The sequence below is a fragment of the Veillonella sp. AS16 genome, assembly GCF_000517785.1.
In the GTDB taxonomy this organism is placed as follows: domain Bacteria; phylum Bacillota; class Negativicutes; order Veillonellales; family Veillonellaceae; genus Veillonella; species Veillonella denticariosi.
Map to the genome: position 1 here is coordinate 17,971 of NZ_AZYX01000019.1, position 21,579 is coordinate 39,549.

21 protein-coding genes are annotated in these 21,579 nt (G+C 42.6%); 2 read left to right on the forward strand and 19 right to left on the reverse strand.

What is annotated here, in order from left to right; genetic code table 11:
- The first annotated feature begins 8 nt into the window (after nt 1-8).
- Together HMPREF1521_RS06185 and HMPREF1521_RS06190 are read left to right on the forward strand one after the other, a co-directional pair.
- A complete protein-coding gene (locus tag HMPREF1521_RS06185) occupies nt 9-1,646 on the forward strand; it encodes an L-lactate permease (RefSeq protein WP_038117182.1) in 1,638 nt (545 codons plus the stop codon).
- A gap of 145 nt (nt 1,647-1,791) precedes the next feature.
- On the forward strand, nt 1,792-2,979 hold the full coding sequence (locus HMPREF1521_RS06190; protein ID WP_038117185.1) for a multidrug effflux MFS transporter: 1,188 nt from the start codon (nt 1,792-1,794) through the stop codon (nt 2,977-2,979).
- Between the two features lie 477 nt (nt 2,980-3,456).
- On the opposite strand, the gene HMPREF1521_RS06195 is transcribed toward HMPREF1521_RS06190, so the two are convergent.
- The 19 genes from HMPREF1521_RS06195 to HMPREF1521_RS06285 form a co-directional block, all read right to left on the reverse strand.
- The gene (locus HMPREF1521_RS06195) at nt 3,457-7,713 is read right to left on the reverse strand and encodes a 2-hydroxyacyl-CoA dehydratase (protein ID WP_038117186.1); all 4,257 of its coding nucleotides are present in this window, start codon (nt 7,711-7,713) and stop codon (nt 3,457-3,459) included.
- 415 nt (nt 7,714-8,128) lie between these two features.
- The gene (locus HMPREF1521_RS06200; protein WP_038117188.1) at nt 8,129-9,247 is read right to left on the reverse strand and encodes a 1-propanol dehydrogenase PduQ; all 1,119 of its coding nucleotides are present in this window, start codon (nt 9,245-9,247) and stop codon (nt 8,129-8,131) included.
- A gap of 11 nt (nt 9,248-9,258) precedes the next feature.
- Nucleotides 9,259-10,692 (reverse strand): aldehyde dehydrogenase family protein, encoded by a 1,434-nt coding sequence (locus tag HMPREF1521_RS06205; protein WP_038117190.1) that lies wholly within the window; start codon nt 10,690-10,692, stop codon nt 9,259-9,261.
- A gap of 131 nt (nt 10,693-10,823) precedes the next feature.
- A complete protein-coding gene (locus HMPREF1521_RS06210) occupies nt 10,824-11,090 on the reverse strand; it encodes a EutN/CcmL family microcompartment protein (protein WP_038117192.1) in 267 nt (88 codons plus the stop codon).
- On the reverse strand, nt 11,077-11,568 hold the full coding sequence (pduM, locus tag HMPREF1521_RS06215; protein WP_038117194.1) for a PduM family microcompartment protein: 492 nt from the start codon (nt 11,566-11,568) through the stop codon (nt 11,077-11,079). The genes HMPREF1521_RS06210 and pduM overlap by 14 nt, the downstream gene beginning before the upstream one ends.
- A 1-nt stretch (nt 11,569) precedes the next feature.
- Nucleotides 11,570-12,406, reverse strand: a complete 837-nt coding sequence (eutJ, locus tag HMPREF1521_RS06220; protein WP_038117195.1) for an ethanolamine utilization protein EutJ — start codon at nt 12,404-12,406, stop codon at nt 11,570-11,572.
- A gap of 4 nt (nt 12,407-12,410) precedes the next feature.
- On the reverse strand, nt 12,411-13,040 hold the full coding sequence (gene pduL, locus HMPREF1521_RS06225) for a phosphate propanoyltransferase (RefSeq protein ID WP_038117196.1): 630 nt from the start codon (nt 13,038-13,040) through the stop codon (nt 12,411-12,413).
- Nucleotides 13,041-13,046: 6 nt separating this feature from the next.
- On the reverse strand, nt 13,047-13,322 hold the full coding sequence (gene pduA, locus HMPREF1521_RS06230) for a propanediol utilization microcompartment protein PduA (RefSeq protein WP_038117197.1): 276 nt from the start codon (nt 13,320-13,322) through the stop codon (nt 13,047-13,049).
- Nucleotides 13,323-13,348: 26 nt separating this feature from the next.
- Nucleotides 13,349-13,855, reverse strand: coding sequence for a BMC domain-containing protein (locus tag HMPREF1521_RS09140; RefSeq protein ID WP_051435766.1), 507 nt, complete (start codon nt 13,853-13,855; stop codon nt 13,349-13,351).
- Between the two features lie 70 nt (nt 13,856-13,925).
- Entirely contained in the window at nt 13,926-14,774 is an 849-nt protein-coding gene (gene pduB / locus HMPREF1521_RS06240; RefSeq protein WP_038117198.1) for a propanediol utilization microcompartment protein PduB, read from the reverse strand.
- Nucleotides 14,775-14,776: 2 nt separating this feature from the next.
- On the reverse strand, nt 14,777-15,058 hold the full coding sequence (pduA, locus tag HMPREF1521_RS06245; protein ID WP_005385289.1) for a propanediol utilization microcompartment protein PduA: 282 nt from the start codon (nt 15,056-15,058) through the stop codon (nt 14,777-14,779).
- A 46-nt stretch (nt 15,059-15,104) separates the two neighbouring features.
- On the reverse strand, nt 15,105-16,112 hold the full coding sequence (locus HMPREF1521_RS06250) for a nicotinate-nucleotide--dimethylbenzimidazole phosphoribosyltransferase (RefSeq protein WP_038117200.1): 1,008 nt from the start codon (nt 16,110-16,112) through the stop codon (nt 15,105-15,107).
- A gap of 18 nt (nt 16,113-16,130) precedes the next feature.
- Nucleotides 16,131-16,571, reverse strand: a complete 441-nt coding sequence (locus tag HMPREF1521_RS06255; RefSeq protein ID WP_038117202.1) for a EutP/PduV family microcompartment system protein — start codon at nt 16,569-16,571, stop codon at nt 16,131-16,133.
- A gap of 13 nt (nt 16,572-16,584) precedes the next feature.
- Nucleotides 16,585-16,947, reverse strand: coding sequence for an ethanolamine utilization microcompartment protein EutS (gene eutS, locus HMPREF1521_RS06260; RefSeq protein ID WP_038117203.1), 363 nt, complete (start codon nt 16,945-16,947; stop codon nt 16,585-16,587).
- A gap of 74 nt (nt 16,948-17,021) precedes the next feature.
- On the reverse strand, nt 17,022-17,744 hold the full coding sequence (locus HMPREF1521_RS06265) for an MIP/aquaporin family protein (RefSeq protein ID WP_038117204.1): 723 nt from the start codon (nt 17,742-17,744) through the stop codon (nt 17,022-17,024).
- 10 nt (nt 17,745-17,754) lie between these two features.
- Nucleotides 17,755-18,810, reverse strand: a complete 1,056-nt coding sequence (locus tag HMPREF1521_RS06270) for a cob(I)yrinic acid a,c-diamide adenosyltransferase (RefSeq protein WP_038117214.1) — start codon at nt 18,808-18,810, stop codon at nt 17,755-17,757.
- Between the two features lie 27 nt (nt 18,811-18,837).
- Nucleotides 18,838-19,209: a glycerol dehydratase reactivase beta/small subunit family protein gene (locus tag HMPREF1521_RS06275; protein ID WP_038117215.1), complete on the reverse strand. Its 372-nt coding sequence runs from the start codon at nt 19,207-19,209 to the stop codon at nt 18,838-18,840.
- The gene (locus tag HMPREF1521_RS06280; protein ID WP_038117216.1) at nt 19,209-21,035 is read right to left on the reverse strand and encodes a diol dehydratase reactivase subunit alpha; all 1,827 of its coding nucleotides are present in this window, start codon (nt 21,033-21,035) and stop codon (nt 19,209-19,211) included. The genes HMPREF1521_RS06275 and HMPREF1521_RS06280 overlap by 1 nt, the downstream gene beginning before the upstream one ends.
- 18 nt (nt 21,036-21,053) lie before the next feature.
- Complete coding sequence (locus HMPREF1521_RS06285; RefSeq protein WP_038117219.1) at nt 21,054-21,575, reverse strand: diol dehydratase small subunit; 522 nt, start codon at nt 21,573-21,575, stop codon at nt 21,054-21,056.
- Between the last annotated feature and the right edge of the window lie 4 nt (nt 21,576-21,579).

The following is a 21,579-nucleotide window of genomic DNA, read 5'->3' on the forward strand; positions in this document are numbered from 1 at the left end:
TCTTAGAAATGAGTGCTATCACCGTTTTGTTAGCGTTAGCGCCTATCATTTGGTTAATCGTAGCATTATCCATCTTAAAATTACCGGCATGGCAAGCAACCAGCGTTGCTGCAATCGGTTCTTTTGTTATCGCTATTACAGCATTCCAATCTGACCCATTCATCATGGTCACCGGTGCCCTTGAAGGTGCCGCATTGGCAATCTGGCCAATTCTATTAGTTATTACAGCTGCTATCTTCGTTTACAACTTGGTAGTATATACGAAAGCTATGGAAACAATTAAAACCATGCTTTCTTCTGTAACATCTGATACTCGCGTACTTGCATTACTATTAGCATGGGGCTTCGGCGCTTTCATGGAAGGTATGGCCGGCTTCGGTACTGCCGTTGCAATCCCTGCAGCTATGATGGTTGCCGTAGGTTTTGACCCGCTAAAATCTATCATTGCATGTCTCGTTGCAAACTCCGTACCGACTACATTCGGTTCCATCGGGATTCCAACAACTACATTGGCATCCTTAACAAACCTTGACCCGAGCCATTTGGGTACATTCATTTCCGTCCAATTATTCTTGCTTAACCTTATCGCACCGTTCTTCGTTGTTATGATCATCGGTGGCGGTATTAAAGCGCTAAAAGGCGTATTCCTTGTAACATTACTTTCCGGTTTAGCATTAGCGGTTCCCGAAACAGTAATCAATGCGGTAATGGGTCCTGAATTATCCGTAATCTCCGCATCCATCGTAATCATGGCGGTTATCATTATCTGTGCAAAAATTATGCCTCCTAATGATCCTGAATACGCGGTTAAACAGACCGGTGAAGTTCCTAAAGTTTCCGGTGGCGAAGGCCTTGTAGCGGCAATGCCGTTCATCTTAATCTTCGTATTATTGCTATTAACTTCCAAATTGTTCCCTGCGATTAACGGTCCGCTTGCATCCATTAAAACATCTGTACCTATTTACCAAGGTCCCGGTGCAAAACCTTATACATTCGTATGGATTGCAACTCCTGGTATCATGATTTTCATCGCTGGTATTCTTGGCGGTTTCATCCAAAAAGCAAAAGCCGGTGAAATCTTCGGTACATTGGGTAACACCGTTAAAAACTTGAAGTTTACATACCTTACTATCATCACAGTTGTTATGACTGCTAAATTGATGACATACTCCGGTATGACTGCAGACATCGCAAAAGCAATGGTCGCAGGTACAGGTTCCCTGTATCCACTATTCGCTCCTATAGTAGGTGCATTGGGTGCATTCTTAACGGGTTCCGGTACAAACTCCAACGTATTGTTCGGACCACTTCAAATCGCAGCTGCTCAAGGCTTGAATCCTACAAACTTCGAAGACCTAGGCTTCTGGTTGGCAGCTGTTAACTCCGGTGCAGCCGGTATCGGTAAAATGTTGTCTCCACAATCCATCGCCATTTCCATCGGCGCCGTAGGTCCTGCTTTGAAAGCATACCTAGAAAGCCATAAGGAAGTCAACGCTGAAGAAGCTCATAAATTAGAGCATGAAATCGAAGCTAGCGTTATCATGAACAGCGCATTCAAATACTTCCTCATCTTCATCATTATGCATGGTTGTATCTCCTACTTCGGGCAACATTTCATCCATGAAATTCATCATATGTTCTTCTAAACATATGAACAAAAAGGAACAGCTCCTACGAGCTGTTCCTTTTTTTGCTCAATCATGATAAAATATTTAAGTCAAAACATTACATGCAGTCTGCGAAGTGCGATTCGCAGGCTTTTATTTTTTCATTTTTATATAGGAGAATACTATGACTCAGCAAAACTCCACCAAGGTCTCCTTTATCCTTGTAGTCTTCCTCGGTCTATTAACAGCCATCACACCGTTGGCGACCGACATGTACCTGCCATCCTTACCGATTATGCCCGGCGAACTCAATACATCCGCCTCAAATATTCAGATGACCATCGGTATCATGACATTCGGCATCGCTTTAGGACAACTCTTCGGAGGCCCTATCAGCGATACGCTCGGCCGTAAGACACCACTTGTTATCGGAAACCTGTTATGCGTTATTTCCAGCGTTATCTGCGCCTATGCGCCGAGCATTGAAATACTGTTACTAGGGCGCTTTCTACAAGGTCTAACAGGCTCTGTAGGCGTCGTTATCGCCAAAGCCATCGCCCGCGACTTTGCATCGGGACAAGAACTGACAAAACTCTTTGCCTTGCTCATGATGGTCAACGGATTAGCCCCTGTATTGGCTCCGCTCATCGGCGGACAACTGCTGTTATTCACCACATGGCGCATGATTTTTGTCATTTTGGCGGTATTCTCCTTTATCTTATTGATAGGATCATTCTTATTTCGTGAAAGCTTACCGAAGAATCAGCGTGTTACCGGAGGTGTGAGCACAGCCTTAGCTAATTATGTCAGACTCATTAAAGACAAAGCCTTTCTGGGTCAGACTCTAATTCAATTCTTTGCATTCGGTGCCTTCTTTTCCTATATCTCTGGTTCATCCTTTGTATATCAAAATATATTCCATCTGTCGGCCCAGGAATTCAGTTACCTCTTCGGTATCAACAGCTGCGGCATCATCTTAGCCAGCTTCATCAGTGCTAAAGCGAGCAATATCATAACGAGTCGCCAACTTTTATCTTTCAGCCTTTGGCAACTCACCATCGGCTCCGCATTGTTTTTAACAGCCATGCTCCTTGAGTGGCCGCTCACCCCTGTAACAATCATCTTGTTCTTTACAGTATGTACGGTCTCCCTATTCGGCTCTGCATCATTTTCCATGGCGATGACAAAATACGGGAAGCTCGCCGGTAGCGCCTCCGCCATACTCGGCTTCGCAAGCATGTTCTCGGCAGGGCTCGTGTCTCCACTCGTGGGGATTGGCGGAGAACATACAGGGGTTCCCATGGGGATAACAATGCTGGTATGTGCAGCACTTTCCTTATTGTGCCTATATGGATTAGTAGAAAAAGAATAATCTCTTTTATACATTTATGTGAGCCCCACAATGGGGCCCGACTACAACAGAATACTATTAGTATATAAATAAGATACCCCTTTCCTTGCTCAGTACGTCACTACGTTCCGTAAAATCGCTTCGGAAATGGGTATCTTATTTATATTAACCTAACTGTGGAGGCGTCCCATTGAGGGGCTATACAGTTAAATTAAAATCGGCTATTTTTTTTACAAATAGACTAAGCACCATAACGGAAAGCGCATGCTCAACTGATTGTAGGGAAAAGAGATGTGGCATAGCCTCATCTCCTCCCTCTACCATCTACACTAGTTATATTTTCAATGGGACTGCTTCATATATACAGTTATAAAAAGAGACTACCTATACCGATGCGCGACTTAGCTCGCTTTGGAGCGCGGAGGTATAGGTAGTCTCTTTTTAATTAAATTATCGATATGTAACGGGACCCCATTGAAAATATAACGGAATACTCATTTACTCGAACATTGTCGACAATAGCAGTTTCAAGCGGTTTGCCTGGTTTACCGCACTGGAGCCCGGGTCGTAGTCGATGGCGGCAATGCGCACGTCCGGATAAGCGGCCGATAGTGTTTTCACCATCCCCTTACCGGTCACATGGTTCGGCAGACAGCCGAACGGTTGCAAGCACACGACCTGTTTAGCCCCCTTTTCAATGAGGTCAATCATATCCCCGGTAAGGAACCAGCCTTCACCGCATTGGTTGCCGAGGTCGATAAAGTGAGACGCTTCTTTCGCCACCTTCGTCATCCGTTGTAACGGATCAAAGTGTTTCGAGGCGGCAACAGCCTTCGCGTATGGCAGACGATACAATTCAAGCGCTTCACGAGCCAATGTACCGAAGAACCCGGACAACCATGTGCCGTCCAAATGCTTAGCACGATAGGTGCTGTCCATTGCACAGTACAGGAAGAAGTCGAGCAAGCCGGACGTAACGACTTCTCCGCCTTCTTTTTCAATGAGTTCATTGATATTATTATTGGCGCTCGGATGGAATTTAACGTAAATTTCCCCTACGACACCGACACGAGGTTTCTGCACCTTTTTATCAACCGGAAGATTATCAAAATCATTGATAATCTCCTTGATGTACTTACTGTACTGACGAAGACTGGCCGAAGTGATATTCTTACGGAGCTTTTCAACCCAGTAATTACATAATGCATCGGTCGAGCCCGGATTCGTTTCATACGGACGTGTAGCCAGTACGCATTGCATGAGGGCATCGCCGTATACGACAGCCTGAATCATGCGATGCAGGAAGCCCTTGGTCAATTTAAAGCCCGGTTGACGTTCCATATCGCTCGCATTGAGGGATAGAATCGGAACCTGTTTCATGCCCGCATCGATGAGGGCTTTACGCAAGTAGCCGATATAGTTCGTCGCACGACAGCCGCCACCTGTTTGAGAAATGATAACAGCTGTTTTATTCACATCGTATTTACCGGATAACAACGCGGCCATGAGCTGTCCTACGACGATAATTGCGGGGTAACACGCATCATTATTAATATACTTGAGGCCTACTTCGATATCGTCCCGAGTCGGAGCCGGCAACAAATCAAAATCATAGCCTTCACTCTGAAGAACAGGTTCTAAGAGGCTAAAATGCAACGGCGACATTTGAGGCACCAGGATTTTGTAAGTCTTGCGCATTTCCTCGGTAAACACGACGCGGTTATAATCATAAGCCGGCGTTTGGTCCACAACGACCTCTTCCGGAGCCTCAGGATTATGATGACGTCGCAAGCTGCGTTCCATTACAGATTGCAAGGAGCGCAAGCGAATCGTAACGGCACCGAGATTCGTGCCTTCGTCAATCTTCAACAATGTATGAATCTTATGTTTTGCTGAAAGTATATCTTTCACCTGATCGGCTACGATAGAGTCAAGGCCGCAACCGAACGAATTGAGTTCAACGATTTGGAATCCTTCCGTACGACTCACAAATTCAGCTGCACGATATAGACGACTATGGTATGACCACTGATCGACAACGCGCAGATGTTTAATTTCATTGCCGAGAGGTGCTACCCCATCCTCGGTGAGGACCGCCATCCCGAGGGATGTAATAAGTTCAGGAATACCGTGGTTGATACCGGAGTCCAAATGGTACGGGCGTCCCGCCAACACGATGGTCGGAATCTGTTCCGCTACGAGACGGGATACAGTTTTCTTTGTAGTTTCTCTGTACGAAGCCTTACACTTTTCCTGCTCTTCCCAGGCCTTTTCGACAGCATCGGCAATATCCTTTTTCTTGAAATCAAGGAAATCCAATGCTTTCACAAGGGCGGGAACAAGAGATTTCTTATCCGCCAACGGCAGGAACGGACTATGGAACGGTGTATCGCCGAGTACATCCTGCATGTTATTTTTAATCAGTTCCGGATAGGAAATAACCATCGGACAGTGATAATTATTGTCTCGGCTGAACTCCTTAGGGCCATGCTGCACACATGGATACCATATAAAGTCCACCTGAGAATTCGCCAAATCGCGAATATGACCGTGTACAGCCTTCGCCGGATAACACGCCGTATCGGACGGAATCGTATCGATAGCCTTGTTATACTGATCCTTGGTGGTGTAATCGGATAAGATGACTTCACAACCTAATGTATTGAAGAATGTGAACCAGAACGGAAAGTCCTCATACATATTGAGCACACGAGGAATGCCGACGCGCAACTTGCCTTCAAATTCCGGAATATTTTTCTTTAAATAGTAGTCGAAATAACGACGTAATTTGACCTCCACCAAGTTCGGCACCGGTTTTCGCGCCTCTTGAATCATATCGCCTGCACCGCGATCACAACGGTTTCCCGTAACATAGGTACGCCCGTCCGAAAAGGCATTGATGGTGAGCATACAGTTATTGGAGCACAGACCGCAATTGCGCATCGTCGTAGACACCTGCAACGATGCGAGGCCTTCACTATCGAGCAATGTGCTGTTCTGAATTTGGAGGTCTTCTGCCGTTTCAGCCGCAAGTAACGCCATCCCATAAGCGCCCATCAGTCCGGAAACATCAGGCCTGATTACCTCTACGCCCATCAATTTTTCAAAGGCGCGCAATACGGATTCGTTGTAGAACGTACCGCCTTGTACGACGATATGGTCGCCCAGTTCTTTAGGGTCTTTTACCTTGAGAACCTTGTAAAGGGCATTTTTAATAACGGAATACGCAAGGCCGGCCGCAATGTCCTGCACTGTGGCCCCTTCCTTTTGAGCCTGCTTTACCTTGGAATTCATGAATACCGTACAACGGGACCCCAGGTCAATCGGCAACGGTGCCAACAGGCCTTCCTTGGCGAACTGATCAATAGGAATGCGCAGACCGGTCGCGAATGTATCGATGAAAGAACCGCAACCTGAGGAACAGGCTTCATTCAATACGATGTCCTCGATATAACCGTCGCGAACTTTACAGCATTTCATGTCCTGTCCGCCGATGTCCAGGATAAAGGACACATCAGGGCAGAAGAAGCGGGCCGCCCGATAATGGGCCATCGTTTCCACTTCCCCGATATCGATACCGAGGGCACGTTTCAAGAAGGCTTCCCCATAGCCGGTAACACCGGAATGAGCGATATAAGCCTTCTTCGGCAACTGTTCATATATTTTTTCAATGATCTCTCGGGATTTTTCTAACGGTTTCCCGTGGTTAGGACCGTAATGAGAAAAAATGATTTCCTTATTGCTGTTAATCAGCACGACTTTCAGCGTCGTCGACCCTGCATCGATACCGAGATAACAAGGTCCTTCAGCATCCTCGATATTCGCCTTCGGCGTCACCGCCTTCGCATGGCGCGCACGGAATGCCTCCAGTTCCTGCTCATTGGCAAACAGAGGATCAATACGGTCCGTCGCTTCCATGGGCTCGCCGATAAGGTTACCGATTTCCTTCGTCAACTGACCTACCGTGATGTCGCGACAGTCTTCTTTCATCAACGCCGCCCCTAATGCGACGAAAAGCTCGCCGTTCTCAGGAATAATGCGATGTTCCTCATCAAGATTCAATGTATCGCAGAAGCATTGACGCAATTCGGACAAGAATGTCAACGGACCGCCGAGAAAGGCCACATTACCTTCAATTTTATGACCACACGCAAGACCGGCAATCGTCTGATTCACAATGGCTTGAAATACGGATTTCGCGATATTCTCATGAGATGCACCTTGGTTCAGCAAAGCCTGCACGTCTGTCTTGGCGAAAACGCCGCAACGCGCCGCAATCGGATAAACCGTATCGGCATTCATCGCCAACTGGTTGAGACCGGATGCATCCGTTTGCAGTAATGTCGCCATCTGATCGATGAAAGCGCCCGTACCGCCTGCACAGGAACCGTTCATTCGGTGCTCAGCGGTTTGACCTAAATAGGTTACCTTCGCATCTTCACCGCCTAATTCGATGATGACATCCGTCTGTGGATATAAAGCCTTAATAGCCCGCGTTTCCGCAATAACCTCTTGTACAAACGGTACACGCACCTTTTCAGCCATAGCCATACCGCCGGACCCCGTAACAGATACATGCACCTGTGCATCTTCATAGCCCACTTGAGCCTCTTGAAGCAAAGTATGTACGGTATCCAAAATATTAGCATAATGGCGAATATATTTTTTATACAAATAATTATCTTGTTCGTCCAATAATACGACCTTAACAGTCGTAGACCCCACATCAATCCCCATGCGTAGCATGTGTTGCATAGATACCTCTCTTTATGATAACCGTATGATTCAATCAAAATCATACTTTCTTACGTGAAAGTAGCGCATATCAACTACACCCTTACATATAATCGAAATTAAACGTAAGTAAGCTTTCACAGTAACACCTAACCTTCACAAGAACATCTAAAATTTTAAATATTCTATACTTATATTATACAACAAATCCAGCTAAAATCTAAGTTTTTCTATATTACAATGAGTTATAAAGAATATGCCTAATTTGATTTACAAAGCCAAATTTATTATAGGTTTTGTAAATTATTATATCATTATAATATAAAAATAGCGTATCTATTGATACCTTTAATTAATCTATAACAAAAAGAGACTTCAATGATTATCATTAAAGCCTCTTTTTAAATAATATTCAAAACATAATTTTACAAATCTTCTAAAGTACATTTTTATACAAACCAATAAGATCATTACGATTAGCAGGATATGGATTAAATCGATAACACATATCCTCTAATGCTCTATCTGCCATAAGTTCAAGCTTTACTTCAGACTGAACCTTATCAATCCCAAAATCGGTAAGACTCATTGGGCATTCTAAAGTATGCTGTAATTTAACAATCGCCATTAATAGAGTACCTATTTTATCCTTATCTGATATATCCGGAGATCCATAACCGAGTTTTATAGATAAATCTGCGTATTTCCGCATCACCGCTGAATTATGAGCACAATTAAAGGCTATTACATATGGTAATAACATACTATTAGCTAGGCCGTGCGGGACATGAAATTGTCCTCCTAGCTGATGAGCCATAGCATGAACTATACCTAATCCAGCCTTGTTAAAAGAAAGACCCGCTAAACATGATGCTTCATGCATAGACATTCTATCATGATCTGTTGCTGTTGATTTATAACATTTTGGTAAATATTCAAATACAAGCTCTATAGCCCTTTGAGCCAAAGCATCAGTAAAGTTATTCGCTTCTATTGCCACATAGGCTTCAAGTGCATGTACAAGAACATCCATGCCACTATATGCAGTAACATTTGGTGGAGATGTCTTTACGAATAACGGTGTTAATAAAGCTTCGTCAGGTAATACCGCATCATCAAGAAGTGGATATTTTATTTGTGTTTCACTATCTGTCAGAACAGCAAAAGATGTTACCTCTGATCCGGTTCCACTAGTAGTTGGAATGGCAATAAAGGTTTTAATGTCCATATGTCTAAGCTTACGCCCAAAATAAGCTACACCCTTACTCATATCAATGCAAGAACCTCCACCGATAGCAATAATTACAGTCGGTTTGACGCTGTCCATAAACTCGATTCCTTTTGCTACATGAGTAATCGGTGGATCAGGTACCACATCAGTATAAACATTCACCTTATTTTGGTCGTCCATAAGTCCAATCACATACAAAAGGTTTGGTGAGTCTTTCAAAAAGGGGTCACATATGATAAGAATAGATTCGTTATTAAATTCTGTAAGACGATCCAACGAATCGGCTCCTGCATAAATTTGCGTAGGAAATGTCCATTGATCCATATACTCACCACCTATCGTATATTAAAACCTGTCGTTAAACAACATCTACGACGGCGCGCGAAGCATCGAGCTGTGGTTGTCGATTCTCCAGTTGGCGTTGCAATAGTAAATGTAGTTGTCCCTTCCCCACTAAAGCCAAGTCCTGCATAAGATGGACCATTTTTAACAAAAATAGATGTTTTCATTTTCTGAGCCATCCGATTAAGTCGTTCCATATTTAGTGAATGCATTGTTGCAGTATGATGTAATCCAGCTTCTAACATTAGACAAACTTCAAGGCCTTCCTCAAAACTATCGACTGTAACAACTGGTAAAATCGGCATCAACATTTCAATAACTGCAAAGGGATGATCTTTTGGGGTTCTTATAATAATCAAACGAGGATCTCCGCTGTATGGAATTTGTGCCATATCAAGGATAACACTAGCATTCTTACCAACAAACTTCTTATTTGGTGTTCCATTTGGCAAGACTGTCAACTCTACCAAACGTTGGATATCTTGTTGATTTTCAACAAGAACACATCCGACTTTTACCATTTCTTGAACAAGTTGTGGTTCAATTTGCCGCATTGCAACTACGCTTTTTTCGGCGATGCAAAGAATATTATTATCAAGACTAGCACCTAGTACAATATCTTGAGCCGCCTTTTTAATATCCGCTGTTTCATCTACAAAAGCCGGCGGGTTTCCAGCCCCTGCGCCAATAACCTTTTTACCACTTTGGAGTGCTTGTTTTACAACGCCGGGGCCACCAGTAACAACTAATAAACTAACATCCGGATGCAACATCATCTCTTGAGCAGATTCAATCGATGGTTCATGAAGTGTGACAATGAGATTCTCAATGCCAATAGATTTTGTAATAATTTGATTTAATTCACTAACAAGTAATCTACTTATATTCTTTGCGCCTGGATGCACACTAAAGAATATAGCATTTCCTGCTGCCAGCATACCAATAGAATTACATATTAACGTTTCTGCTGGATTAGTGCTTGGTGTAATAGCACCAATTACACCATATGCGGACAATTCATATAAGGTCATACCATTGTCACCAGTTTCACATTCTGTAACAAGATCTTCTACACCTGGGGTTTTATCTAGTGTTAGGTTTAATTTCAGCACTTTATCCGCAACGCGACCCATTCCTGTTTCTTGAACAGTTTTCTGAGCGAACTCTTGTACTCGTGGGCGCATAGCAGTACGAATATCTGCTATTACCTTTTCACGAGTTGCCAAAGTGCACTCTTCAAAGCGTGCTTGTGCTGCTTTTGCTGCTTGAATCGCTTCATCTACCGTATCAAACACGCCTGGTTCAGCTTGACGACCTCCAGATACTTGTTTAATAGGTTGCGATGAGGCTATCTCTTGCTTTTGCCCCTGTAATACATCTATAACCATGGAGCGGATCATTTCTTTCAACTGTGTATTGTTTTCCATCATGAACCTCCATATAGGTTGCATTGCTGATGCAATGACCATGTCAACTTACGGTGTACACAATCAGGGATACATTCATGATGTGACACAATAACTAGGTTTAACTCTGGCACCAGCTATTTCCTATACAATTATTTTTCAAAACTATCAATAATACCCACAATAGCACAATCTACCGCAGTGCCTTTATCATCTTCGAAAATATGTCGTGCCGATGAGCCTCGAGTTAGAAGCACATATTCACCTTCACCAGCACATACTGTATCCACGGCGATTTCTATGCGCCCCGTCAACCCTTGCTCTCCATCAAGAATATCTACCATCATCAGTTTCATTCCTTTTAGAGATTCATGCTTTTGAGTAGATACGATACTACCCACCACTTTACCGACTTGCATACTTCTCGTTCCCTTCAATTATTGTGATACCTAAGCGCTCTATCTCATCACGAGCGGCCATGGTGAACCGTTGTCCCCTATATATGACGATAATAGACTGACTTTCACAAGATCGAATAAAAGAGGCCGTTATCCAAGCTTGATGACAAGCATATATAAGGCGACCAGATTTATCTAAAAATTTGATAGGCCAGTTTAAAATGACTGTTGGACTCATTAACGAGGTAACAGGAACTACAAGGCGTATTGTTACCTCACATTCATAAGCTAATGCACGGTGCAAGCAGACAATCCATGGCACCAATGTATCGCTCATTAACTCTCGTATATGACCATAATCTACACCAGTAAAAGAAATGAGTTGGTTCTGCAACAATATATGTTCATCATAGTTATTACACTCTGTGACAATAAAAGTTACCGTGGATGTCATGCGCTTTTCCAGGCGTTCTAGCACCAGTTTAACTAATGCATCCATATTACGGCTCACTTCCCATGGCAATTCCTAAGGGCGTTACAAATTCAGGATAAAGTGGCTTATAAACAGGCAGCCCTATATATTGACTGAAAGTTTTTGTAAACTCCTCAAAATTAGAAGCCCCACCTACAACAACTATAGGCGTTCCATTTTCATAGCCACCCTCTTGCAACGCATGCTTAGAAATAGCTGCCATTTTTTCAACAACAGGGCGTATCGTTGCATATACATCACGTTTATTTGCTTCGTTGCGCTTATAAGCCTCCGCTTCTGGGATAGAGATTCCATAAGCCCCGCTGATAACGAGATTCATATGGGTTCCTCCTGTAGGCTCATCTACGGTATATACAACTCGACCATCCTTTAAAATACTTATGCCCGTAGTACCACCACCGACATCGATAACAGCTCCATCTGTAATTCCTAGCACATTAGCAGCGGCTGTAGGTTCGTCTAGAATACAAGTAACTTCAAAGCCTGCACTTTCTAGCACATGACCTACCACATCTTTATTCTTGCCTATCGTTCCAGGTGGAACAGCTGCTGCGGCATATACAAGATTCGTACCTAAGGCTGTTTCTGCCTTAGACTTTAACGCTTGCGTAATTGTAACAGCTCCCACATAGTCAACTACAAGACCATCTCGAATAGACTCGTTGTATTCATAGGCGCCATATATAGGTTTACCTTTATCGTTAACCACGGATAGGACAATAGATGATGTACCAAGGTCAATACCTACACGCAAATTCTTTTGATTATGAGAACTCACTTGTTTGAATTCAACAAGTTCCGAGAACTCCTGCAATGTATTATTTACCTTTTTCAAGCCTTTCATCGTATCACCTACTTTGCTGTACAATTCTCGCCATCGTTGCACCTTGTACATTGGCAGCATTTGCCTCATCTGTATCAATATGAAGTTCTAGAACAAAGCCAGGTACGACCCGAACAATGACGTCACTAAATACAGTAGTGCGTTCAGTCGTTTGTAATTCAACATTTACGCTATCGCCGTCGTTTACATGGAACCGTTTTGCATCATTAGGCGACATATGAATATGACGCTTTGCAACGATACAAATCGGTCTTGTAACTTCACCATTTTCGGTACAAAGAGTAATCTCTACTGCCGATTCTAGATGACCAGATAACACAATCGGAGGCTTTATACCCAATGTACGAGCATCGGTCAAGGACACCTCCACTTGTGACTGCTTTCTAAGAGGACCTAAGACGCGGACATTCTGAATGACTCCTTTAGGCCCCACTAAGGTAACTGATTGTTCTGAAGCAAACTCTCCAGTTTGCTTCAAGTCACTTTTCTTAGTAATCGCCTGATTAGGAAATAATATATCCCAGTCCTCCTGACATAAGTGGACATGTCTATTGCTCACACCTACGGGAATAGACGATTCGAACATGGCTTCGATCACTTCTCGTACGATAGCACGAATCTGTTCCCGATCCATAAACTATTATCCTTTCTTCGGTAAGATTAATTCTACATCGCTATGAGGGCGTGGAATCACATGAGTAGATACTACTTCGCCCACTTTTTGTGCTGCTCCACAACCTGCATCAACAGCTGCTTTTACAGCGCCCACATCACCGCGAACCATTACAGTTACAAGACCAGAACCAATTTTTTCAGTACCTTCTAATGTAACATTGGCTGCTTTTACCATTGCATCAGCCGCTTCAATCGCGCCTACTAAACCTTTTGTTTCTACCATGCCTAATGCGTTATTCATGATAATCTCCTTTATTAATTACTACATTATTTCTTTTTAGAGCTTTTCTTTGATGCCGTTTTCTTCGTACCGGTCGACTTAGAACTTTTCGGTTCTATAATTGTAGATACGATTTCATCTAATACCTCAACAACCTGTTTATCTGATGCGGATTTTTCTTCCACAGGAGTAATAGCTTCTACTTTTACTGATTCATTATCTACAGTTTTCTTAGCTGCTTTTGTAACATCAGATATCTTAGCCGGCTTATCTGTAAAGTCATCATTAAAGGATTCTACTAAACCCTCTGCAGGTCGAGGAATTACTTTATGAGCTACATAGAGGTTCAAACCTTTTGTAATAGCTACACCAGTTTGAACAGCTGCTTCTACAGCTGCTACATCACCAGCAACCTTAACAGTCATCCAGCCAAGACCTCTTGCCTTTTCTATTCCTAACAGCCGTACATTTGCAGCCTTAACCATTGCATCTGATGCGGTAATAGCCCCCAGTAAACCAGCTACTTCTAGTAACCCTAGTGAATCTTTCACCATGCCACCTCCCGACGTCTATTTCTTTTGATAATTCGCACGTAGGATGCATACATTCCTATAACACGACTTATTAAATTATGTACGAAGGACCTATATTCTTAGGTGTACTTCCCATAGTTTCTAATAAGACTAATCCCACATCGCGTGCTGCTTTTACAGCTTGTTTAACAGCTCCTGAATCCCCACTGATTTCTAAAATAACTTCGTTGCACATAGCTGAACTCGATGGAGATCGATAACCTACCACATCTACATTAGCTGACTTAACTGCTGTATCCGCCATAACTACACCTATAGCCGCTGGTGCACCAACAATCAAGCCAAAGGCTTTGCCTTCTGGCGCACCAAATGCAGTGACTAAGGCTTCACCTGAACGAGCCGTATATTGAACCTCCACATGGCCTGCTTCATTCATATATACTTCGCTGAAAGTACGTTCCAATTCACGTAATGCTACTTCCACAGAACGTCTTACATCAGATACATCATCGCCACCAAATATGATAAGGGAGCCTGCACCGGCACCACCTTTCATATCACGGGCAAACTCAATGCTAACAATCTCTGTATTCGTCGCTTTTACAGCTTCATCAGCGGCCATGATTTGCGGCCCTGCACCTGTACGTGAACCTAAGATACCGATGGATCGATATGACTTAGTGAGCTTCATAGTTTCCAATACTTGACTGTCTACATTTGCAATTACGAGACCAATTGTATCGCCTGTTGTAGTACTACCTACGTGTTCAGTAATCATTGAAGTTTGTAGTTGATTTGTCGTAGATGAACTTACAGGTGACGAAGCATATACACAAGATGCATTACCTGTTGCACCTGTAGTTTTACTTAAATCAGCACCATCGATACGCATCAATACGCGCTTTAAGATCTCATCTACCATACTTTTAGTATCGGCCATAATTATTCACCCTTTGTTGGTAAAATACCCTCTACATCTTTATGTGGTCTTGGAATTACATGAGTAGAGATAACAATGCCTACGCGTTCTGCAGCAGCTGCACCTGCGTCTACAGCAGCCTTTACAGCACCTACATCACCGCGAACCATAACAGTAACAAGACCAGAGCCAATTTTTTCATTACCTACGAGTTCCACATTAGCCGCTTTAAGCATTGCATCAGCTGCTTCAATAGCGCCCACTAGCCCCTTAGTTTCCACCATACCTAATGCTTCTTGTGTCATCTGTTTTTCACTCCTTTTACAAAACATAGAACAACATTCACAAATTTTATTTTTCTAATAGTTCCACCATAGTGCCTATATTCATAAATGCAAAGTGTGCTGTTTTAAGAAGTTGTACCATTAGTACAGCACCAGTCCCTTCGCCTAATGCCATTTGACCATGAATGGGAACTTCATCAAGACGAATGTTTGCATAGGCTAATGCTGCGGCCATCCCTACTTCACGGGAATAATGAGATGGAATACCATATAATGGAGCTTCTCCATTCATTTGAGTAGCACAGGCCATTGCAACTGCTGTAATATATCCATCAATAACAAATGGAATATGTAAATCCGTACAAGCTACCATAGCACCTGTAATTGCAGCTATATCAAAGCCACCTACGCGGCTAATAACTTCTTTGGGACTATTCAAGTGACCCTTATGATGAGATAGTGCAATGCGTACAAACTCTCGTTTTTGATTCATGTACGCCTCTTCATCAGGGCCAGATCCCGGGCCTACAGTTATCCGTGGATCTAGTTTTGTAAGTCCACTTAAGACAGCTGCTGAGGTAGTCGTATTACCGACCCCCATTTCTCCAAAAGAAAATAGGTTAGTCCCCGATTCAGCATAATAGACAACGCGGTTATACCCCGCTTGGTATGCTAAATCAAATTCTTCATCGCCCATAGCGGCACCATCTAATATATTCTTTGTACCTTGAGCCACCTTTCGATCTATACCAATACCTTGTGGACAGGCAATGCCTACATCCACTACTTCATAAGGAATATGGTTAAAGATACAGTAATTAGCGACTGCGCTTTTACCATCAATCATATTCTGGGACTGTTTACGCGTAATCTCATAGTTATAACCAATTAGGCCATCCACAGAGATTCCGTTATCTGCAGAAAAGATTATATGCTGAGCATGAATCTCAGGCACCATATCTTGCCAAGCAAGACACATTTTTTTGAAATATCGCTCCCATAGACCCAAGCTTTTTGGAATGATCGCCTTATTTAAAATAAATTGATTAAGTTGTTCTTCAAAACCCCTATCCATGGAAAAACCTTCTTTCAACTAACCGTATATGTAGTTACATAAATGTTCTAACGACTCCTCATCGTGAACGGATATTTCAAAAATTTTAATGGCTCCCGCTAGTTTAAGATTGCGCCGAGGCGCCTCAACATCTTTTCCCGTATCCACCTTTGATACAACACCTATAACCTCGCGATTTAGAGAATTCCCAAAACTTGGTGGAAATATCGTTGTCATATCACCTGCTGGAATCATGAAAATCACTAAATCCGCATCATAGGCATGCAAGATAATTCCTCGATAGTAGTTAGGATTTTCCATATATTCTCCAGGAGTATCGATAAAATTTCCCACTCGTGTTATGGCTTGTGTCTTGTGATACGTAGCAGAGCCGTGAGTAATCGTATCTGCCAATGTAGTTTTGCCACAACCGCTGCGCCCTACAAGAAGGATGTGCTTTTCTTTCTTTTCGGTACTCATAATTACCCTTTCATTAAGATCTTGTTAAATCCGTCGGAAAAAATCCTAATATACGTTGCAACCCTTCAATTACACTACGCAATGCGGATTCAACAGCAGATACATCACCAGTTATGAGAAGTGCCCCCGAAAATCTATCGATGAAACCGATTTCGATATCACCAGATTTACTTGCAATATCGGCTGCAATAATGGTCCCTTCGCCAGGTGTTATGGTAAGAATCCCAATGGCATTGCGACCTTTTTCCTCGAGACCCATTTTTCTAAATAGATCCGGTTTAGGATTTGCAATAACATGGGCTATCGTAACCTGCTTTCCGGGTACAAATTCCTGTATGATGCGTTGCTTTGCATCAATTACCTCTTGAAAGGCCATATAATCTCCTCCTAATACAAAATCTATTATTCAAACCATAGTTCGGCATCATTTTGTGCACTATAGCAGTCTATTTAAGGTGCCACTAATTGGAAGAACAACACTGCTAATCCTGCACCAATCAAGGGTCCAACAAATGGTACCCACGCATATTGCCAGTTCGCTGTCCCTTTATTAGGAATAGGCAATATGGAATACGCTAAGCGTGGACCAAAGTCACGTGCTGGATTTAATGCGTATCCAGTAGTCGCACCAAAGGACATACCAATAGATGCTACCAAGATACCGATAACCATAGGTGCTAAACCATCCGCCATTTTTCCTAAGCAGAGAATAGCTAACATAAACATAAATGTAGCTATAATTTCGGATATCAAATTGAATGGTTTATTATCAATAGCTGGACCTGTTGCAAAAATCCCTACACAGTTCCCTTCATCAGGCCCCGTTACTTTAAAATGTGGATAATAGAACAGTGCAGCAATGGCGGCACCTGTAAAACCACCTGCAATTTGAGCTATAGACATTGGAATCACTTGATCCCATGGGAATGTTCCCGCCACAGCAAGAGCAAAAGTAACCGCTGGATTCAAATGACCAGGACCACCAAGTGTAATTCCTACATAGACACCAAAGGCTACTGCGAACGCCCATCCGAAAATAATATGTAACCAATTAGTACCAAAAATACTAATGATGGTTTTTTTTAGTAAAATTGATGCATTTGTACTGTTACCAAACGCAATTAAAACGGCAGTACCTACAAACTCACTAATATACATTTGTGTTACATCCATTATTTTCACCTCATTGAGTCAACAAAGATTGTAATGCGTGAGATGCAATGTCCATATCTTGTGCCACGGTACCACCGCTGATGCCTAGTCCACCGACCAGCTTTCCATCAATGATGATGGGATACCCACCACCAAAGGTGCAGATCTTACGATTTACCATGGATTCAATGTTAAATAAATCACCGTCAGGCTGTGCGCTTGGATGTATTTCATGAGTTGCTAATTTAAGCGCCACTGCTGTGTATGCCTTTGCCTGTGCGATGTCGTTGCTGATGAGCAATGCATCTGACATACGTTGGAAATACATTAATACACCGTTTGTATCAACCATAGATACAACGATGGGTACGCCTATGGACTGAGCATAGTCCATTGCCGCTTGTGAAAGCTTCGTCATAATATGCTCTAACACGGTTCCGGTTGTCATATAATTAACTCCATTTTCAGCATTATGCTCTATATGACCTAAGCTTTGATTTGTTTCTGTTAGTATTCCCAAATGACTATTTTCAACGCGCTCTGAAACGCATTCTACAATTGTTTCTACAAATTGTACATAATCTTCCAAGCGAGCCATGATATACAGCGCATCAGATAATCGATTAATAAATTTCCGAACCTCATCTCGGATAGGTTCCACAGAACCTAAGCTAATAAGCAACCGTTCACCACGACGACATATTGTGCGTGCCACATGTAGCTCTGCAGCAGACAGATAATTTCCACTTAATATAAAGCTATGTTGCTGTGGCAATCGCGTCGTATAGTCATCGATCATACGTTCCAAGTCACAAATATCTTGTTGTGAAATTAATTTACTACTTTCACTAAGATTTTCCACATGAGGTGTTGCTATCTCCGCACATAAGCGGAATAGCTGATGTTGTAATGTGTGTAGCACATGTTTATTGTCTGGGGAGACGACTATTTTCTCACATACACTAACCTGTGCATTTAATTCATCAAAGGTTCCATATGTGTCCACACGAAGTGAATTTTTAGGTACCCTCGTCCCATCAAACAAAGCCGTTGTACCTGTATCACCAGTTTTCGTATAAATAGCCATATGCACCACCTCTCAAGTTAGTTGTATTTAAAAAGCTACTTCCAATCGTTGATCTGAAACGAAAGGATTTCCTTTTACAAGGCGAGCTGCATTAACACCTAAGGTGCGTAAACTATCTGGATATTGACTATAACCGCTAAGTCGGTAGATAAATTGATAAGCTGGTATATTTTTATAGGTCAATACAATAGCCTGATCATCAACGCCAATACCTACAGACAAAGCCGAATTACGAGATGCTAAGTCAGCTAATGCCATATGGGTACCACTATGGGACTCAATTACCACAGGAAGACCTTCCTCTTCAATACCGTACAAGAGGGGTTTTAATACGTTCTCACTGATATGTTGTGTTGTATAAAGCAAGATAGTTGGCTTACTAATGATACTTTGATCCATCATGAGCCTCCCTTCTGCGCATAGGATAGAACAAGTCCTGTTGCTACCGCATTACGCGCTCCTTCAACACCTCGAATATTACCTCGACCAGCTACTAATGCATATTGTGAAAGTGCATCAGTCACAAGTTGAGGAATTTCAAAGTCTAGTGCAGAACCGCCTACAATAACTACGAATGGAATGTCTCGTACATTATGAGTGGGACTTACAGATGCCAAAGCACGAAGTGAATTTGTTACAAATACCCGTTTCTTTGCTGTTTGGCGTACGCGCTTAATCGTTTCTAATGGTATATCTCGTTCTACAGGAACGAGTCCATCAGGAGTGACGATAACTACACGACCAAATAATTCCGCAGATAGTGGTTCATCGAAAAATTGTACTGTACCATCTTCGTGACGAATATGATATACACTGAGTACTTGAGCTAATGGATCTCGCTTAATAGCTTCCGCAATATATGTATCTTCAAGACCAAGTTCAGAATTGATGAGCATAGCTACCATATTTCCTGCACCCGCAAGATGAATGGCCTTAATTTTACCTTCTTGGTTAATGATAGATGCGTCGGTGGAGCCTGCACCTAAGTCGAGTATAGCCATCGGTTTCGCTGTTCCTGGTGTTGTTAAGGCACCTAGGATAGCTGATTCAGCCTCTTCACCACCGATTTCAACAGGAACGCCTAGCTCTTTCTCCACCTGCTTCGCAATGATTTCCATTTGTAGATGATCTGATTTAACCATGGATGCAATGCCTACAGCTTGTTCCATAGAGAATTCACCTGCGAGTCCACCTTTTACATTAATAGGAACAGCCACATCTACAGCCAGTAAATCTTGGATATACACGTCTTGAGGTGATTTATTTGTCAATTGCGCCATAGTGAGACGAACCTTTTCCAGCATGCCCCCCACATTCGTACCTGCTTCGCCGCTAATATCCTCAATAGGATGAACAGATTCAAGGGTTTCCATGATTTTCTCCGCCCCAGCAGATACATCAACGGATACAGTTCGGTCATTACCCATAACAATGATGGAACCAGCCGGTATTACACGCTCCTTAACGTCCCCTGCAGGAGTTTTGATAACAACGGCGGAGCGATTGCCGATAATGGCTCTAGCAATAGGCACAATATTTTTTGTCTCTTCTGGTGAAAGCTCAAATACAGTAGCAATCCCATAAGGATTCGATAATTGTGATACTACCTGCCCTGGTTCTACGACCTCTACGGCAGAAAGCATGTCCATTGGAATTTTATCGATATACGCAACCTCGTCTACGATAGGAATTTTGTTATCTAATCGATTGTTGACGAGTACTCCATCATCAGCCTGAAGGATCGCAGCCCGAATATCATAACCTCGTTTACAATACGCATTGATAAGCTGTGCTACCAATTCAAAATCGATAATCTTTGAAACTACCACGATATATGGCTGACCTTGTGGCTTATCGATAAGCTGCTCAATGGGAACAGTATACCCTACGCCAAGGCCTAAGCCACCTGGTGTTTTAGGATTGTGACCTATCATAGTAGATTCTGTGATAATCGTTTCCGTAATAGTTTCCATGGCCACATCGCCAATAACTGGTGTAGCCTCATTAATGCGAACCAAGTCAATATCTCGTAATGTAAGATTAGCAGACCTGATTAGCGACTTGAGGGCATCCATGAGGCCCACGATATTTTCTCGTGTCCCTTTAATACCAGTTGTATTGGCAATCGCGGAAGATAAGAACTTTACCTCCCCATTGCTATGAATTTCGGCCAAGGCCGCTTCTGTTGTAGAATTTCCGATATCGATGCCAACAATTCGTTTCATAATGACATCTCCTATTGGTTAATTATCACCTTTCAGTTTTTTACGACGTTCGTAGTTTTCTGCAGCTTCTCGTACAAAGGTTGCACAAATTGGAGCTCCCAGCCCATCAAGTTCATTAGCAATATCCAATAACTCTTGTTTAGAGGAACGATATGGACGAAGTGCATTGTACATTTCAAGTAAGCGTTTATCACTAACCTTCGTCATTTCTGCAGCGCGAGAAAAGTTGAGTTCAATTTGATCACGTCCGCCAGCCTTAGCGATTTGCCCTTGAGCTTTCAAAATAGAAGGAGAAATTTTCAAATCATCCATTGTAATATGGCCTGCCATTACGTTATCCATTGTAATATAGCTTAGGTCACGACCTTGACCAAGATCAATCCATTCAGGATGTTTCTTCGCAATCGGGTAATCTTCGATTGTAACTACACTATCTACAGTAGTTGTTGTATGTGGAGTAGAGTAATGAGTAGTATTGCCCTTTGCATCTTCTAGTTCAGATACAATCTGCCGAATTAAGGTTTCTAATTCATTAGCCATAGTA

What these genes read in the sequence shown, in the direction of transcription:
- HMPREF1521_RS06255 (WP_038117202.1), bottom strand. Translation starts at nt 16,571, where the DNA reads ATGAGTACCGAAAAGAAAGAAAAGCACATCCTTCTTGTAGGGCGCAGC.
- HMPREF1521_RS06205 (WP_038117190.1), bottom strand. Translation starts at nt 10,692, where the DNA reads ATGGAAAACAATACACAGTTGAAAGAAATGATCCGCTCCATGGTTATA.
- HMPREF1521_RS06210 (WP_038117192.1), bottom strand. Translation starts at nt 11,090, where the DNA reads ATGCAAGTCGGTAAAGTGGTGGGTAGTATCGTATCTACTCAAAAGCAT.
- pduB (WP_038117198.1), bottom strand. Translation starts at nt 14,774, where the DNA reads ATGGCCGATACTAAAAGTATGGTAGATGAGATCTTAAAGCGCGTATTG.
- HMPREF1521_RS09140 (WP_051435766.1), bottom strand. Translation starts at nt 13,855, where the DNA reads ATGGTGAAAGATTCACTAGGGTTACTAGAAGTAGCTGGTTTACTGGGG.
- HMPREF1521_RS06270 (WP_038117214.1), bottom strand. Translation starts at nt 18,810, where the DNA reads ATGGCTATTTATACGAAAACTGGTGATACAGGTACAACGGCTTTGTTT.
- HMPREF1521_RS06195 (WP_038117186.1), bottom strand. Translation starts at nt 7,713, where the DNA reads ATGCAACACATGCTACGCATGGGGATTGATGTGGGGTCTACGACTGTT.
- HMPREF1521_RS06200 (WP_038117188.1), bottom strand. Translation starts at nt 9,247, where the DNA reads ATGGATCAATGGACATTTCCTACGCAAATTTATGCAGGAGCCGATTCG.
- HMPREF1521_RS06280 (WP_038117216.1), bottom strand. Translation starts at nt 21,035, where the DNA reads ATGAAACGAATTGTTGGCATCGATATCGGAAATTCTACAACAGAAGCG.
- HMPREF1521_RS06190 (WP_038117185.1), top strand. Translation starts at nt 1,792, where the DNA reads ATGACTCAGCAAAACTCCACCAAGGTCTCCTTTATCCTTGTAGTCTTC.
- HMPREF1521_RS06265 (WP_038117204.1), bottom strand. Translation starts at nt 17,744, where the DNA reads ATGGATGTAACACAAATGTATATTAGTGAGTTTGTAGGTACTGCCGTT.
- HMPREF1521_RS06285 (WP_038117219.1), bottom strand. Translation starts at nt 21,575, where the DNA reads ATGGCTAATGAATTAGAAACCTTAATTCGGCAGATTGTATCTGAACTA.
- HMPREF1521_RS06185 (WP_038117182.1), top strand. Translation starts at nt 9, where the DNA reads ATGAGTGCTATCACCGTTTTGTTAGCGTTAGCGCCTATCATTTGGTTA.
- pduA (WP_038117197.1), bottom strand. Translation starts at nt 13,322, where the DNA reads ATGAATAACGCATTAGGCATGGTAGAAACAAAAGGTTTAGTAGGCGCG.
- pduL (WP_038117196.1), bottom strand. Translation starts at nt 13,040, where the DNA reads ATGGATCGGGAACAGATTCGTGCTATCGTACGAGAAGTGATCGAAGCC.
- HMPREF1521_RS06250 (WP_038117200.1), bottom strand. Translation starts at nt 16,112, where the DNA reads ATGGATAGGGGTTTTGAAGAACAACTTAATCAATTTATTTTAAATAAG.
- HMPREF1521_RS06275 (WP_038117215.1), bottom strand. Translation starts at nt 19,209, where the DNA reads ATGGATCAAAGTATCATTAGTAAGCCAACTATCTTGCTTTATACAACA.
- pduA (WP_005385289.1), bottom strand. Translation starts at nt 15,058, where the DNA reads ATGACACAAGAAGCATTAGGTATGGTGGAAACTAAGGGGCTAGTGGGC.
- eutJ (WP_038117195.1), bottom strand. Translation starts at nt 12,406, where the DNA reads ATGAAAGGCTTGAAAAAGGTAAATAATACATTGCAGGAGTTCTCGGAA.
- pduM (WP_038117194.1), bottom strand. Translation starts at nt 11,568, where the DNA reads ATGGATGCATTAGTTAAACTGGTGCTAGAACGCCTGGAAAAGCGCATG.
- eutS (WP_038117203.1), bottom strand. Translation starts at nt 16,947, where the DNA reads ATGGCCTTTCAAGAGGTAATTGATGCAAAGCAACGCATCATACAGGAA.